Source organism: Tabrizicola sp. (assembly GCF_041913445.1).
Taxonomy (GTDB): domain Bacteria; phylum Pseudomonadota; class Alphaproteobacteria; order Rhodobacterales; family Rhodobacteraceae; genus Tabrizicola.
This window is the reverse complement of the sequence record NZ_JAYSFG010000007.1, coordinates 98,672-111,772: the sequence shown is the minus strand read 5'-3', so window position 1 is coordinate 111,772 and position 13,101 is coordinate 98,672. Positions and strand designations below refer to the sequence as shown.

The 13,101-nt window shown below is 67.1% G+C and carries 20 protein-coding genes; 12 read left to right on the top strand and 8 right to left on the bottom strand.

Going from position 1 to position 13,101, the window contains the following annotated elements:
* The first annotated feature begins 144 nt into the window (after nt 1-144).
* From aspS to ACE3Q6_RS10455, 3 genes are read left to right on the top strand one after another with little or no spacing between them, the layout of a single operon-like run.
* Nucleotides 145-1,941, top strand: a complete 1,797-nt coding sequence (gene aspS / locus ACE3Q6_RS10465) for an aspartate--tRNA ligase (protein WP_374432080.1) — start codon at nt 145-147, stop codon at nt 1,939-1,941.
* On the top strand, nt 1,941-2,408 hold the full coding sequence (locus ACE3Q6_RS10460) for a DUF1993 family protein (RefSeq protein ID WP_374431902.1): 468 nt from the start codon (nt 1,941-1,943) through the stop codon (nt 2,406-2,408). The genes aspS and ACE3Q6_RS10460 overlap by 1 nt, the downstream gene beginning before the upstream one ends.
* Before the next feature lie 60 nt (nt 2,409-2,468).
* Nucleotides 2,469-3,185 carry a GNAT family N-acetyltransferase gene (locus ACE3Q6_RS10455; protein ID WP_374431899.1) on the top strand — a complete coding sequence of 239 codons (717 nt, stop codon included), beginning with the start codon at nt 2,469-2,471 and terminating at the stop codon, nt 3,183-3,185.
* Here ACE3Q6_RS10455 and ACE3Q6_RS10450 read toward each other — a convergent pair.
* Complete coding sequence (locus tag ACE3Q6_RS10450; RefSeq protein ID WP_374431896.1) at nt 3,182-3,862, bottom strand: response regulator; 681 nt, start codon at nt 3,860-3,862, stop codon at nt 3,182-3,184. The genes ACE3Q6_RS10455 and ACE3Q6_RS10450 overlap by 4 nt on opposite strands.
* Before the next feature lie 134 nt (nt 3,863-3,996).
* On the opposite strand from ACE3Q6_RS10450, the gene mce reads away from it, so the two are divergent.
* Nucleotides 3,997-4,401, top strand: coding sequence for a methylmalonyl-CoA epimerase (mce, locus tag ACE3Q6_RS10445; RefSeq protein ID WP_374431894.1), 405 nt, complete (start codon nt 3,997-3,999; stop codon nt 4,399-4,401).
* Nucleotides 4,398-4,667 carry a DUF1467 family protein gene (locus tag ACE3Q6_RS10440; protein ID WP_374431892.1) on the top strand — a complete coding sequence of 90 codons (270 nt, stop codon included), beginning with the start codon at nt 4,398-4,400 and terminating at the stop codon, nt 4,665-4,667. The genes mce and ACE3Q6_RS10440 overlap by 4 nt, the downstream gene beginning before the upstream one ends.
* 62 nt (nt 4,668-4,729) lie before the next feature.
* Here ACE3Q6_RS10440 and ACE3Q6_RS10435 read toward each other — a convergent pair whose 3' ends face one another.
* From ACE3Q6_RS10435 to ACE3Q6_RS10420, 4 genes are all read right to left on the bottom strand, one after another.
* Nucleotides 4,730-5,422: an EI24 domain-containing protein gene (locus tag ACE3Q6_RS10435; protein WP_374432078.1), complete on the bottom strand. Its 693-nt coding sequence runs from the start codon at nt 5,420-5,422 to the stop codon at nt 4,730-4,732.
* Nucleotides 5,422-6,000, bottom strand: coding sequence for a nitroreductase (locus tag ACE3Q6_RS10430; RefSeq protein WP_374431890.1), 579 nt, complete (start codon nt 5,998-6,000; stop codon nt 5,422-5,424). The genes ACE3Q6_RS10435 and ACE3Q6_RS10430 overlap by 1 nt, the downstream gene beginning before the upstream one ends.
* 71 nt (nt 6,001-6,071) lie before the next feature.
* A complete protein-coding gene (locus ACE3Q6_RS10425) occupies nt 6,072-6,530 on the bottom strand; it encodes a DUF2892 domain-containing protein (RefSeq protein WP_374431887.1) in 459 nt (152 codons plus the stop codon).
* Between the two features lie 64 nt (nt 6,531-6,594).
* The gene (locus tag ACE3Q6_RS10420) at nt 6,595-7,698 is read right to left on the bottom strand and encodes a class II histone deacetylase (protein ID WP_374431885.1); all 1,104 of its coding nucleotides are present in this window, start codon (nt 7,696-7,698) and stop codon (nt 6,595-6,597) included.
* Between the two features lie 146 nt (nt 7,699-7,844).
* Here ACE3Q6_RS10420 and ACE3Q6_RS10415 point away from each other — a divergent pair, with 146 nt between their 5' ends.
* Nucleotides 7,845-8,093, top strand: a complete 249-nt coding sequence (locus ACE3Q6_RS10415; RefSeq protein ID WP_374431883.1) for a DUF167 domain-containing protein — start codon at nt 7,845-7,847, stop codon at nt 8,091-8,093.
* Nucleotides 8,094-8,095: 2 nt separating this feature from the next.
* Here ACE3Q6_RS10415 and ACE3Q6_RS10410 read toward each other — a convergent pair whose 3' ends face one another.
* On the bottom strand, nt 8,096-8,338 hold the full coding sequence (locus tag ACE3Q6_RS10410) for a hypothetical protein (RefSeq protein ID WP_374431881.1): 243 nt from the start codon (nt 8,336-8,338) through the stop codon (nt 8,096-8,098).
* A 113-nt stretch (nt 8,339-8,451) separates the two neighbouring features.
* Here ACE3Q6_RS10410 and ACE3Q6_RS10405 point away from each other — a divergent pair, with 113 nt between their 5' ends.
* The 6 genes from ACE3Q6_RS10405 to ACE3Q6_RS10380 all read left to right on the top strand — a co-directional run bounded on the left by ACE3Q6_RS10405 (nt 8,452) and on the right by ACE3Q6_RS10380 (nt 11,293).
* Complete coding sequence (locus ACE3Q6_RS10405; RefSeq protein ID WP_374431879.1) at nt 8,452-9,159, top strand: M48 family metallopeptidase; 708 nt, start codon at nt 8,452-8,454, stop codon at nt 9,157-9,159.
* 66 nt (nt 9,160-9,225) lie between these two features.
* Entirely contained in the window at nt 9,226-9,474 is a 249-nt protein-coding gene (locus tag ACE3Q6_RS10400) for a DUF6455 family protein (protein WP_374431876.1), read from the top strand.
* A gap of 103 nt (nt 9,475-9,577) precedes the next feature.
* Entirely contained in the window at nt 9,578-9,934 is a 357-nt protein-coding gene (locus ACE3Q6_RS10395) for a YigZ family protein (RefSeq protein WP_374431874.1), read from the top strand.
* 98 nt (nt 9,935-10,032) lie between these two features.
* Nucleotides 10,033-10,407: a hypothetical protein gene (locus tag ACE3Q6_RS10390; protein ID WP_374431872.1), complete on the top strand. Its 375-nt coding sequence runs from the start codon at nt 10,033-10,035 to the stop codon at nt 10,405-10,407.
* Between the two features lie 67 nt (nt 10,408-10,474).
* Complete coding sequence (locus ACE3Q6_RS10385) at nt 10,475-10,837, top strand: diacylglycerol kinase (RefSeq protein WP_374431870.1); 363 nt, start codon at nt 10,475-10,477, stop codon at nt 10,835-10,837.
* Between the two features lie 126 nt (nt 10,838-10,963).
* Nucleotides 10,964-11,293: a PRC-barrel domain-containing protein gene (locus ACE3Q6_RS10380; RefSeq protein ID WP_374432076.1), complete on the top strand. Its 330-nt coding sequence runs from the start codon at nt 10,964-10,966 to the stop codon at nt 11,291-11,293.
* On the opposite strand, the gene ACE3Q6_RS10375 is transcribed toward ACE3Q6_RS10380, so the two are convergent.
* Nucleotides 11,281-11,643 carry a thiol-disulfide oxidoreductase DCC family protein gene (locus ACE3Q6_RS10375; RefSeq protein ID WP_374431868.1) on the bottom strand — a complete coding sequence of 121 codons (363 nt, stop codon included), beginning with the start codon at nt 11,641-11,643 and terminating at the stop codon, nt 11,281-11,283. The genes ACE3Q6_RS10380 and ACE3Q6_RS10375 overlap by 13 nt on opposite strands.
* 52 nt (nt 11,644-11,695) lie before the next feature.
* Complete coding sequence (rimO, locus tag ACE3Q6_RS10370) at nt 11,696-13,075, bottom strand: 30S ribosomal protein S12 methylthiotransferase RimO (protein ID WP_374431866.1); 1,380 nt, start codon at nt 13,073-13,075, stop codon at nt 11,696-11,698.
* Nucleotides 13,076-13,101: the final 26 nt, after the last annotated feature.

The window sequence follows — 13,101 nt, the reverse complement described above, 5'->3', positions numbered from 1 at the left end:
CCCCTCCGGAGGCTTCTGCGGTTGGGGCCGGGTGCCTCCGGCGGGGATATTTGGGCAAAGATGAAAGGCCGCGGGCTTGACTTCGTTCGGGGGGCAAGGTGTATCGGCGCGATGACCTTTGAGGCCCTGGAAAGGGGAACGCAGATGCACGCCTATCGCAGCCACACCTGTGCCGCGCTGAACAAGTCCCATGTGGGCGAAACCGTCCGCCTGTCGGGCTGGGTCCACCGGGTGCGCGACCACGGGGGCGTGCTCTTCATCGACCTGCGCGACCATTACGGGATCACGCAAGTGCTCTGCGACGGCGACTCGGCCGCGTTCAAGGCGCTGGAGCAGGTGCGGTCGGAGTGGGTGATCCGGGTGGACGGCCGGGTGAAGGCGCGGGATGCGTCGCTGGTCAACCCGAAGATCCCCACGGGCGAGATCGAGGTCTACGTCACCGACCTGGAAGTCCTGGGCGCAGCCGAGGAACTCCCGCTGCCGGTCTTCGGCGATACCGAATACCCTGAGGAGACGCGGCTCACCTACCGCTTCCTCGACCTCCGCCGCGACACGATGCACCAGAACATGATGCTGCGGTCGAACGTGGTGCGCTGGCTGCGGAACGCAATGTGGGACCAGGGCTTCACCGAGTTCCAGACGCCGATCATCACCGCCTCGTCGCCGGAAGGCGCGCGCGACTTCCTGGTGCCCTCGCGGCTGCACCCCGGCAAGTTCTACGCGCTGCCCCAGGCGCCGCAGCAGTTCAAGCAGCTGATCCAGGTCGCGGGCTTTGACCGCTATTTCCAGATCGCCCCCTGCTTCCGCGACGAGGACCCGCGTGCCGACCGCTCGCCCACCGACTTCTACCAGCTGGACATCGAGATGTCCTTCGTGACCCAGGACGACGTCTTTGCGGCCGTCCAGCCGGTGCTGCAGGGGCTGTTCGAACATTTCGGGAAGGGCCGGAAGGTCTATGCGGACTGGCCGCGCATCGCCTATCGCGACAGTTTGAAATGGTATGGCTCTGACAAGCCCGACCTGCGGAACCCGATCAAGATGCAGGACGTGAGCGAGCACTTCCGCGGCTCCGGCTTTGCGATCTTCGCCAAGCTGCTGGAGCAGGAGGGCAACGAGGTCCGCGCGATCCCGGCGCCCAAGGGGCCGTCGGGCGAACCCGTGGGCCGCAAGTTCTGTGACCGGATGAACGCCTTTGCGCAACAGCAGGGGCTTCCTGGCATGGGCTACATCTTCTGGCGCGACGCCGAGGATGGCTCGGGGATGGAAGCCGCTGGCCCCTTGGCCAAGAACATCGGTCCGGAGCGGACCGAGGCGATCCGTGTGCAGTTGGGCCTGGAAAAGGGCGATGCGGCCTTTTTCTTGGGCGGCAAGCCCGAGACCTTCGAGGGCATCGCTGGCAAGGCGAGGAACGTGATCGGCGAGGAATTGGGGCTGACCGAGAAGGACTGCTTCCGCTTCGCCTGGATCGTCGACTTCCCGATGTACGAGAAGACCGATGAGGGGAAGATCGACTTCTCGCACAACCCGTTCTCGATGCCGCAGGGGGGCCTCGAGGCGCTGAACGGCGACCCGCTGAAGGTCTACGCCTACCAGTACGACCTGGCCTGCAACGGGTACGAGGTCATCTCGGGCGGCATCCGGAACCACAAGCCGGAGATCATGTACAAGGCCTTTGAACTGGCGGGGTATCCGAACAGCGAAGTCGACAAGCGCTTCGGCGGGATGGTCAAGGCCTTCAAGTACGGCGCGCCGCCCCACGGCGGTTGCGCGGCGGGGATCGACCGGCTGGTCATGCTTCTGGCGGACACCCAGAACATCCGCGAGGTCATCATGTTCCCGATGAACCAGCGGGCCGAGGACCTGCTGATGAACGCTCCTAGCGAGCCGACCTTGCAGCAGCTTCGGGAACTCAACCTCCGCGTCGTCCCGAAGGACAGCTGATGTACCAGGCCTCGGTCCCCGTCTTCCGCCACTACCTGTCGCGCGTCAGCGACATCGTGGCGGTCGCGGGGCCGGACGCTCTGGACGCGCAGATCGCCGACAGCTTCCCCGCCCGCCAGCAGTTCGCCACTGCGGCGGGCTTTGCCTTGCGGATCGCCTGTCCCCTCGCGGGGCGCGAGGTGCCGGACTTGCCGCAGGGTCTTGGCCCGCGCCTTGCCGTGGCCCGGGCGCTGCTCGGCGCCATGACCCCGGCGGAGTTCGAAGGGGCTGAAAGCCGAGTGATCCGCCACAAGGCGGGCTTTGCCGAGCTGGAGCAGACGGGGGCTGAGTTCCTGCATCTTTACGGCCTGCCGAACTTCTTCTTCCACCTGACGATGGGCTACGCCGCCCTGCGCGCCGCCGGAGTGCCGCTTGGCAAGGCGGATTTCGACGGCTTCCACTCCTATCCGGCGGATTTCCACTTCTGACGCCGCCTTGCGCCTGCCCGGCCTGCGGCCTAGCCTGACGCCGGGACAGGGAGGCTTGGGATGTCGGACGCAAGGCTGGGGGAAGTGGTCGCGGACTGGACACCGCCGCGCCGACCGGACCACGCGCCGATGGAGGGGCGCTTCGTCCGCCTTGAGCCCCTGAACGCCGACCGCCACGCGTTTGAACTGCAGGACTCCTTCGAAGGCCATGACGCGCTCTGGGACTACATGCCTTACGGGCCTTTCACCTCGGGTTCGGCCTATCACCGCTGGGCGCGCGAGAGGGAGGCGGGCGAGGACCCGCGCTTCTTCGTCATGCGGGATGCCGCGACTGGGAAATGTGGCGGGATCGCCAGCTACCTGCGGATCGCGCCCGAGGCGGGGTCGATCGAGGTCGGACACATCTGCATCTCGCCGTCGATGCAGCGGGGCGCGGCGGCGACCGAGGCGATGTTCCTGATGATGCGCTGGGCTTTCGAGGCGGGCTACCGGCGCTATGAATGGAAGTGCAACGCGCTGAACCTGGCCTCGCGCCGGGCGGCGCAGCGGCTGGGGTTCAGCTTCGAGGGCGTCTTCCGTCAGCACATGATCGTCAAGGGGCGGAACCGCGACACGGCCTGGTTCGCCGTGATCGACAAGGAATGGCCCGCCCTGGCCGAGGCCTATGGGGCCTGGCTGTCGCCCGCGAACTTCGATGGAAGGGGCCGGCAGAAAGAGCGGCTTTCGGACCTGACCCGGCTGGTGCGCGCCGGGAGTGACCCGGAGCTTGGCGGCTAGGCCATCGCGGACAGGACCGCGATCCGCTCCTCGATCAGGCGGGCCAGCTTGGCGCGGTCGAAGGCAGTATGCGTTTCCTGAACGGCGGCTTCCAGCGACGCATCGCCCGCGGCCCGCGCGAGGCTGCGCAGGAAGGCCTTGGCATAGCTGGGATCCCCCGGCGCGGTGATCAGCGTGGCGGCGCGGGCAAGATCGTCACGAAGCGCAAGCGGGTCGCCGGGCGGAGAAGATCGTTCGTCGGGCTTCTCGATCGCCCCGACGCCGGTGACAAGCTGGCGAATCAGCCGGACAAGCCCCGCTGCCGAGGCGATCGGCTTTTCCAGGAATTCCGTCGCCCCGGCATCCAGCGCCGCCTCGCGCCCTTCGGGATCACCCGACAGGCCCAGGACCGGCAACCCCTCGGCCGAAAGTTCGGCAATCAGATCTTCCCCCCGGCCATCGGGCAGGCCAAGGTCGACGATGGCAAGGTCAGGACGGCGGAAAGCAAGGTGCAGCCGTGCGATTTCAAGGCTTTCCGCGCGCCTGAGCCGTGCCCCGGCGCGCTGCAGGACCAGACGCAAGGCGTCGCAGGTGAAACGGCTGTCGTCGACGATCAAGAGCGACAGGCCCTGAAGCGGCAGCTGGCCCGCACCCTGGGGTGGGGACTGCGGCAACATCGGATCGGGTGGAAAGGGCATGGGAATCCTCGCTTCTTCGGGCGAAGTTTTCGCCGACCGCCGTAAAGTCCGGGTTAACGCCTGCGACCCTTGGGCCCCTTGCATGACGGGGTGCAGAGCCGCATAAGCGGCGCGAGAGCTTTGCGAGGACCCCCATGATCGGACGCCTGAACCACGTCGCCATCGCCGTGCCCGACCTCGAGGCTGCGGCGGCCCAGTACCGCTCGACGCTTGGGGCGAAGGTCGGCGCGCCGCAGCCGGAGCCGGATCATGGGGTCACGGTCGTGTTCATCGAACTGCCGAACACCAAGATCGAGCTTCTCTATCCCCTGGGCGAAAACTCTCCCATCACGGGGTTCCTGGAGAAGAACCCCTCGGGCGGAATCCACCACATCTGCTATGAGGTGGACGACATCCTTGCCGCGCGGGATCATCTGAAGGCGTCCGGCGCGCGGGTTCTGGGCAGCGGAGAGCCGAAGATCGGGGCGCATGGCAAGCCGGTGCTCTTCCTGCACCCAAAGGATTTCAACGGCTGTCTGGTGGAGCTTGAACAGGCATGACGATCACCGCCGCCCTGGTCCTTTATTCGATCACCTGGTTCATGACGCTGTTCTGCGTGCTGCCTTATCGCACCGTGTCGCAGGACGAGGCGAAGCACATCGTGCCGGGAACGCCTCCGGGAGCGCCCGCGGAGGAAGTGATGAAGCGCAAGGCCTGGATCACCACGCTGATCGCCACGCCGATCTGGGCGGTGATCGCGGGGGTGATCCTGTCGGGCTGGATCACGATGGAAGACCTCGACTGGTTCGGCCGGATGACGCCCTGACGCCTTGGCGCCGGCAAAATCCTTCGAAGGATTTTGGCAAATCTTTTCGAAAAGATTTGTGCCTACCGTCCGGCGCTTGCCAGCTGGTGGTAGAGATGGGTGAAGGTTGCCACGCCCAAGACCGGGATCACCAGGTTCAGGATGGGCACCGACAAGGGCGCGGCCATCAGCGTGCCCGCAGCCCAAAGCGTCCAGCGATTGCGCCGCCGCATCGCCTTGACCTCGGACGGCGGTAGGCGGCGAAGGGCTACGAGGCTGAAGTATTCCCGCCCCAGAAGGAAGCCGTTCACCGCCCAGAAGGCGAGGGGAATCGCGGGGCCGAGAAACGGGTAGACGAAAAGCATCCCGATGTTCACGGCCAGGACGACGCCCAGGAAGTTCACCGACTGACGCAGGCTCTCTGCCAGCGTCAGGGGCGTTGGAGGCGGAAGCTGCGGGTAGTGCCGGTCCTCGACCGCGTCCGCCACGTCTTCCAGAAACAGCCCGGTGAAGGCCGAGGCGACGGGGACCATCAGGGCGACGGACAGCACGATCATGAACGCCACCGAAGTCCAGCCCAGGATCGTGTCCATTCCTGTCACGGGGCCGATCACCGGCAGGTCGATCTGGTCCGGAGAGAGCCACCAGACCAATTGCAGGAAGGCCACATAGACGGCGAAGAGAAGCGCCAGTGCCAGAAGGACGCCCAACATCACCACGCGGCGGAAGCGCCGGTCGCCCAGCTGGCCGAGCGCCCGGAAGAAGGCCGCGAAGATCACGCCTCGACCCAGGTGACGATGCGGCTGAGGTCGGGACGCGGGCGGTCGGGGCCATCCTCGGGCGGGGTGCCGAAGTGGACGATGCCGGCGACGGTTTCATCCCCGGTGCAGCCAAAGGCGCGGGCCGCGAATTCGGCGTCATGGGCGGGCCAGCCTGTCAACCAGCAGGCCCCCCAGCCCGCCGCCTCGGCCGCGTTGACGATCCCGAGGCACATCGCCGCGGCGGACATCACCTGCTCGACCGCCGGAATCTTCGGCGAGGGCTTCGGCGAGGCGATGACCACGACGGCAAGCTTGCCAAGGTCATACTGCCCGCGGCCCTTGGCGATCTTCTCTTCATCGCCCCCGAGCTCTCTGGCCCGCGCTTCGGCGAGGTCGGCAAGCCTTTGGAACGCTTTGCCCTGGACAACGACCAGCCGCCAGGGCTCCAGCTTGCCATGATCGGGCACGCGGGTCGCGGCGGTCAGGATCTCCTCGACCTGGGCCTTCGACGGGACGGGAAACGCAAAAAGCTTCGCCGGACGCGAGCGGCGGGTCTTCAGGAAAGCGAGGGCAGCGTCGTTGCGGGCGGGCATGTCAATCTTCCGGACAGGGCAATCGGCCCGAAGATAGGGGTTTCGCGGGCGGCCCGCCAGCCCGGCTCCGACTAGCTCTCGACGGCCGCCACCACGGCCTCGGCGCGGTTCTTCACGCTGGACTTGCGCGTGGTCAGGCCGACGAAGTCCCCGCGCAGCGCCTTCAGCGCAAAGCGTTCGCGTTCGATCTCTGCCGCCGTGCGGAAGCCCATCCGCCGCAGGACCGGCACCGGCGGGCACCAGCCCTGGAGCGCGTGCTGCAGCAGGAAGCCGGACACCAGCGCCGGCAGGACCAGCCAGCGGCGGTCCATCGTCACGCCCAGGGCGACACCGGTCAGGGCCAGCGTGGCCGCATTGGCCTCGATCGCGCGTTCGATGTCCCATTCGCGGTCAAGCTCTTCCAGACGGGCCTCGATCTGGTCAGGGTGGCGGGCATAGTCCGTCACCCGGTCAAGGTAGTCCCGCCGGATCTGGTCATTGACCTCTGGATCGGTCTGGTCGGTCACACGGTCGGTCGTCGCGGGCAGCATGGGTCCTCCGCAGGCTTGGAAATTGGCCCTTGGTCAACCGCACAGGAACGCGACTGTTCCCGGATCAAAGCCCCAGCGTCGTTGCCGCCTCGTCAATCCAGCCACGGACAAAGGCGTCGAACCGGTCATCGGGCTGTCGTTTTGCCAGCGTCGCGCCCAATGGGTCCGGGGCGGCGACGGTGGAACCGCTGAGTTCCTCCAACACCGCATGGCCGCAGAAGGGGACGTAGACCTCGGAGTATCCGCCTTCGTGCACAAGGGTCAGCCGCCCGTCGCACAGCCGGTCGGCCGCCTGCATCGTCAGGCGGGTCAGTATGCGGAAGGTTTCGGACGTGCAGAGCATCCGGCCCAAGGGGTCGACGGCGGCGGCATCAAAGCCGCAGGCGACGATGATCGCTTCCGGCCTGAAGCTTTCAAGCGCGGGCAGGACCAGCCGTTCCATCGCGTAAAGGTAACCCTGATGGCCGGTGCCAGGGGGCAGCGGCAAGTTGAGGTTCGCACCCAGCGCATTCGGGCCGCCCCGGGCCTCCACCCCACCGGTGTCGAGCGGATAGTTCCGTTCCTGGTGCAGGCTGATCGTCAGCACGTCCGGGTCATCCCAGAAGATCGCCTCGGTCCCGTTGCCGTGGTGGACGTCCCAGTCGATGACCGCGACGCGGCGGACCAGCCCCTCGGCCTGTGCCGCGCGGATCGCCACGGCGATGTTGTTGAGAAGGCAGAAACCGTTCGGAAAATCGGCCGTGCAATGATGCCCCGGCGGCCGCGAGAGCGAGTAGGCGTTCCGCACCTCGCCCTTCAGCACCGAACGAAGCGCGGCCTTCGCCAGACCAGCCGAAAGCGCCGCGATCTCGTAGCCGCCTGCGCCAAAAGGTGTGCGCAGGCCCAACTCGCCCCCGCCCGCGTCCGAGGCGGCCTTGAAGGCGGAAAGGTAGCTTTCCGGGTGGACGCGCAGCAGGTCGTCCTTCGTCGCAAGGCCCGCCCCGCGCATGGCAAGTTCCCGGGTCAGACCTGTGACCTCGATCAGGTTGCGCAGACGCCGCTTCGTCTCGGGGTTCTCCGGCAGACCGCCGGGACTGGGCTGGACAAGACCCGCGACGGGAAGCGTGAAGGCATAGTTGCCGCCGCCATGCCAGAAGCAGCGTTCGTCCGAATAGAAGGCGGTGGTCATCAATGTCTCCCTTTGGCGGCAAGACTAGGGGCGGGGCCGCGCTTTGGCCAGCCAGTGCGGGCAGGGCAAAATCCTTCGAAGGATTTTGGCAAATCTTTTCGAAAAGATTTGCTTGCTCCCTTGGCACCTCCAGTTTTCAAGGGACCATGGCCGACCTGTCCCACCTGGCCCAGCCGGGCACCAGCATCGCGATCCGCGTCACCCCCAACGCCCGCCGCGCCGGGGTCGAACTGGTGGACGGCCAGATCCGGGTGGCCGTGTCTGAGACGCCCGAAGCAGGCAAGGCGACCGAGGCGGCGCGGGCGGCACTGGCAAAGGCGCTTGGCGTGGCGAAGACCCGGCTGACCCTGATCCGCGGCGCGACGTCGCGGGACAAGCTCTTCCGGCTGGACTGACCCTAGGGCTCTTTCCGCTCCAGCCGGTAGCTGCCTTCCGGCAGGTTCAGCGCGGCGGCCAGGTCGCGCAGCTGGGTGGTGGAGAGCGTGATCCGCAGGACCTCGTCCGTCTGGGGGTCGACCTGTTCGACGGTCACGCAATCCTCGAAGGCATTGATGACGATGTCCTCCAGAAGGGGGCCATCCTCACCTTCGTCGACCAGGGTTATGACGGTGGCGTCGAATTCGTGCTCGATGGTGAACATGGGACGAGGCTAGCCCCTGCGAAGGCCCGCCGCAACCCATGACGCTTGCGTGAGCCGCCCTTTCCCGCGCCCGCCGATTTGCTACCCTCAGGAAGAATCCGGCCGAGGTCCCCATGCGTCTTCCCCTGCTTGCCGCGCTTATGCTGGTCCTTGCCGGCTGCGTCGCGACCACTCCTGCGCCGCCCAACCTGCCGCAACCGGCGGTCGACGCGGTCCAGCCGCCCCGCACGGCGGCCGAGAATTTCCTGACCGTGGTTGCCCGGGTCGAGCCGGTGGCGGAGAGCTACTGCCGCAGCGTCGGCGTGGTGCGGAACTGCGATTTCCGCATCGTCGTGGACGACCGGCCCGGTCAGCCGCCGAACGCGTTCCAGACGCTGGACCGGATGGGGCGTCCGGTAGTGGGCTTTACGCTGGCGCTGATCGCGGATGCGCGGAACCCCGACGAGCTGGCCTTCGTCCTGGGGCATGAAGCCGCCCACCACATCGCCGGGCACATCCCGAAGCGCAATGACCAGGCCCTGTCGGGCGCGCTTCTGGCGGGTGCGCTGGCCCAGGCCAGCGGGCTTTCCCCCGAAGAGGTGCGCGCGGCGCAGGACATGGGCGCCCAGGTCGCGGCCCGCAGCTATTCCAAGGAGTTCGAGTTGGAGGCCGACCAGCTGGGGGCCGAGATCGCGCTGGCGGCCGGATACGACCCGATCCGCGGCTCGGGCTTCTTCGACCGCCTGCCCGATCCGGGCGACAGGTTCCTTGGCAGCCACCCGCCGAACGCGCAGCGCAAGGCGCTGGTGGCGGCAACCGTGCGGCGGCTGCGCGGCTATTGATCTGGGTCAACGCGCGAGTCGGGCGTTCCGGGCAGCATGGCTCCATTGCGGCGAGGAGGTTTGACGATGATCGGGTATCCCGAGGCACCAAAGGCGTGGTGGCTTACCCGCGGGATGGCGCGGATTTCCGGGGTCAACCTGCCGCGCGCCGTCGTGGAGGGCTGGCTTCAGCGCGACGAGTTGGAGGACCTGGTTTCCCGCTGTGCCGCCTGCGGCCGTGGCGCGGAATGCGAGCGCTGGCTGGTCACCTCGGGCGCTGCGGACCGGATGCCCGACTTCTGTCCCAACAAGGCCGGGATCGAAGCGCTGGGCTAGACGCATTTACCCTGCCGCGCTTTTGCCGAGGCGCGGGTTTGGGTGACGGGGCGGCGGGCCAACCCCTCTGGTCGGCCGCCCCCATTTTCAGTACCACATCCGCATGATCGTCCTGGAAGACATCCTGCGCGACCGCGGCTCGCGCTACGCCGCTGCCGCCGGGACCGTGCGCAGCAAGGCCGAGATCGACGCCTTCCTCGCCACGCTCCGCCGCCGGCGCAAGTTCGACAAGGCGACACATCATTCCTGGGCGGCGCTTCTGATGGACGGCGGGCCGCTCAAGAACGACGACGGCGAGGCCGGGGCCGGTGCGGTGATCCTGAAGATGCTCGAGCGCGACGGCGTGCCCGACCGCATCGTCGTCGTCACCCGCTGGTATGGCGGCGTGCATCTTGGCGGCGACCGCTTCGCCAATATCGTCACCTGTACCCGTGCGGCATTGGCGGCACTGCGAGCCTGATACATTCGGATTCCTGCATTAAAAACTTAGGTGGGCCGCGACGGACCTGCTAGGCTGGTGCAACGGGCCATCAGAGCCCGGTGAACGAGGGAACGGACATGAACATCTCGCGCGGATTCTTGGTGATGGGTGCGGTCTACCTGGTGGTGGGCATTGTTCTCGGCTCTTACATGGGCGGCAGCGGCGACCACTCGCTGGCCCCGGTCCATGCGCATATCAACCTGCTCGGCTTCACGCTGATGACCGTCTTCGGCATCGGCTACCGCTTCGTCCCGGCCCTGGCCGAGGGTGCGCTGCCCAAGGCGCATTTCTGGCTGCACCAGGTTGGTGCGCTGGGGCTTCTGGTCGGCCTCTTCCTCCTGATGTCCGGCCGCGTGGCCGAGGCCTCGATCGGCCCGGTCTTCCCGGTGCTCGAAGGCGCGATCCTCTTGGGCGCGGTCCTTTGGCTGGTGGGGATCCTGCGCCGGGCCTGAAGCCTGGCTCCGGGCGCTTGGCGCAGGCCGCGTCCGGGGCTAACCTCCCGCAAAACGGGGGGGACAGATGCGACACATGCTGCGGGCCGAGGCGCGTCGGCTGGCCAATACGGTGATCTGGTCCTGGGACGGCTTCCGCGCCGCCTGGGCCACGGAAAAGACCTTGCGGCAATGGACGCTGGCCAATGCGCTCTCCGCCGCGCTGGCCTTCACCCTCGACCTGACCCCTGGTGAACGCGCGCTGATCCTGGCGCTCGGCCTCCTTATCCTGGCGGCCGAGTTGATCAACACCGCGGTCGAGGAGGTGGTGGACATGCTATCTCCCGGGCACGACCCGCGGGCGAAGAAGGCCAAGGATTGTGGATCCGCCTGCGTCGCGCTGGCAGCCATCGCGGCCGGAATGGCCTGGGTGGTGGTGCTGGCGGGTTGAGGGAACAAACGCGGGACGACCCGGTTGAGTGGGCAACCCCCGCAAACCCGAGAGGTCCCCATGCAAGACGCTCCCTTCGCCGACCGCGCCACCGAATACGGCAGCGATACTTCGACGTCCTCCTCGATGGTCTCCAGTGCCGACGTGAACGGAACCGAAGTCTACAGCCGCACCGGCGACCACCTGGGCGAGATCGACCACCTGATGATCGACAAGCTTTCCGGTCAGATCGCCTATGCGGTGATGACCTTCGGAGGCTTCCTTGGACTGGGCGAGGGCTCTCATCCCGTTCCGTGGAAGAAGCTGAGCTATGACACGAGCCTTGGCGGCTTTGTCACCGACATCACCCAGGAACAGCTGACCGGGGCCCCGACCTGGGGCGACAACTGGTATGAGGACCGCGATTACCAGCGCCGCAGCTACGACTACTACGGCGTCTCGCCCTACTGGCTCTGACGCCGCTGCCGCCGCAGATGCGCGCGGTAAAGGATGGGCGCGGCGATCCGGCCATAGGCCAGCTCGGCCAGGGGCCGGATCACCGGCCATCCGGTGACCCGCGCCAGCCAGCGCAAGCCCGGCATTTCCGCCCAGAGCGCGCGGAAGGCGGCCATGCCGGACAGGACCCGTCCATCCTGCCAGACATGCAACTGCCGCGCCGCCTGGTCCGGCGTCAGCCCCCAATCCTCGGCACGGTCCAGCGCATCGAACCGGATCGGCAACCCATCGGCCGCCGCGCGGCGTCGGTAGGCGTCGATCTCGAACCGGCACACCGGGCAGGTCTGATTGTAAAGGACGCGAGTTTCCATTCCGGAAAGATAGGACCGGATAGCGCCATGTCAGCGGGTCAGTCCGCCGCACTTAGACGCGGCGTCCCCAAAGGTCATACTCTCCCGCCTCGTCCACCTCGACGCGGACGATATCCCCAGGGGCAAGCCTCTCGAACCCCTCGTCGATGAACAGGTTCCCGTCGATCTCGGGCGCGTCGGCTTTGGTGCGGCAGGTGGCGCCGTCCGCGTCGACCTCGTCCACGATGACCTCCAGCACTTTTCCAACCTTGGCTGCCAGTTTTGCCTCGGAAATCGCCTGGGCCTTTTCCATAAAGCGATCAAACCGGTCCTGCTTCACCTCTGCCGGCACATGGTCCGGCAGATCGTTCGATCGCGCCCCGGCGACGTTCTCGTACTGGAAGCAGCCCACGCGATCGAGCTGCGCCTCGTCCAGCCAGTCGAGGAGCGTCTGGAACTCGGCCTCCGTCTCTCCCGGGTAGCCCACGATGAAGGTGGATCGCAGCGTCAAGTCGGGCGCGATGGCGCGCCAGGCGGCGATCTCGTCCAGCGTCCGCGCCGCGGCGGCGGGGCGGGCCATGCGTTTCAGCGTGTCGGGATGGGCGTGCTGGAAGGGGATGTCGAGGTAGGGCAGGACCAGCCCCTCGGCCATCAGCGGGATAAGCTCACGCACATGCGGGTAGGGATAGACGTAATGGAGCCTGACCCAGGCGCCAAGCTTGCCCATTTCCCGCGCAAGGTCAGTGATGTGGGCGCGCACCTCGCCGCCCTTCCAGGGCGACAGGTCATGCTTGCGGTCCACCCCATAGGCCGAGGTGTCCTGGCTGATGACCAGAAGCTCCTTCACCCCCGCCTCGACCAGCTTTTCCGCCTCGCGCAAGACGGCATGGGCCGGGCGGGAGACCAGGCGGCCGCGCATGTCGGGGATGATGCAGAACTTGCACTTGTGGTTACAGCCCTCGGAGATCTTGAGGTAGCTGTAGTGGCGCGGCGTCAGCGACACGCCGGTGGCGGGCAGAAGGTCGATGAACGGGTCCGGCGCGGGCGGCACGGCGGAGTGCACGGCATCGAGTACGCTTTCGTACTGGTGCGGACCCGTGACGGCCAGAACCTTCGGATGCGCGCCGGTGATGTACTCGGGCTCCGCCCCAAGGCAGCCCGTCACGATCACCCGGCCGTTTTCCTGCAGCGCCTCTCCGATGGCCTCCAGGCTTTCCGCCTTGGCGGAATCCAGGAAGCCGCAGGTGTTCACGATCACCGCATCCGCGCCTTTGTAGTCCGGGCTGATCGCATAGCCCTCGGCCCGCAGCCGCGTGAGGATGCGTTCGCTGTCCACCAGGGCCTTGGGACAGCCAAGGGAAACCATGCCGATGGTCGGCTGGCCCTCGCGCCGCGTGTCGGGGACAAGGGCGCGGGCAAGGTCGGGGCGGAGGATCGGCGGGTTCTCGGGCATGGGCCGCCCTATACAGTGCCGCGCCG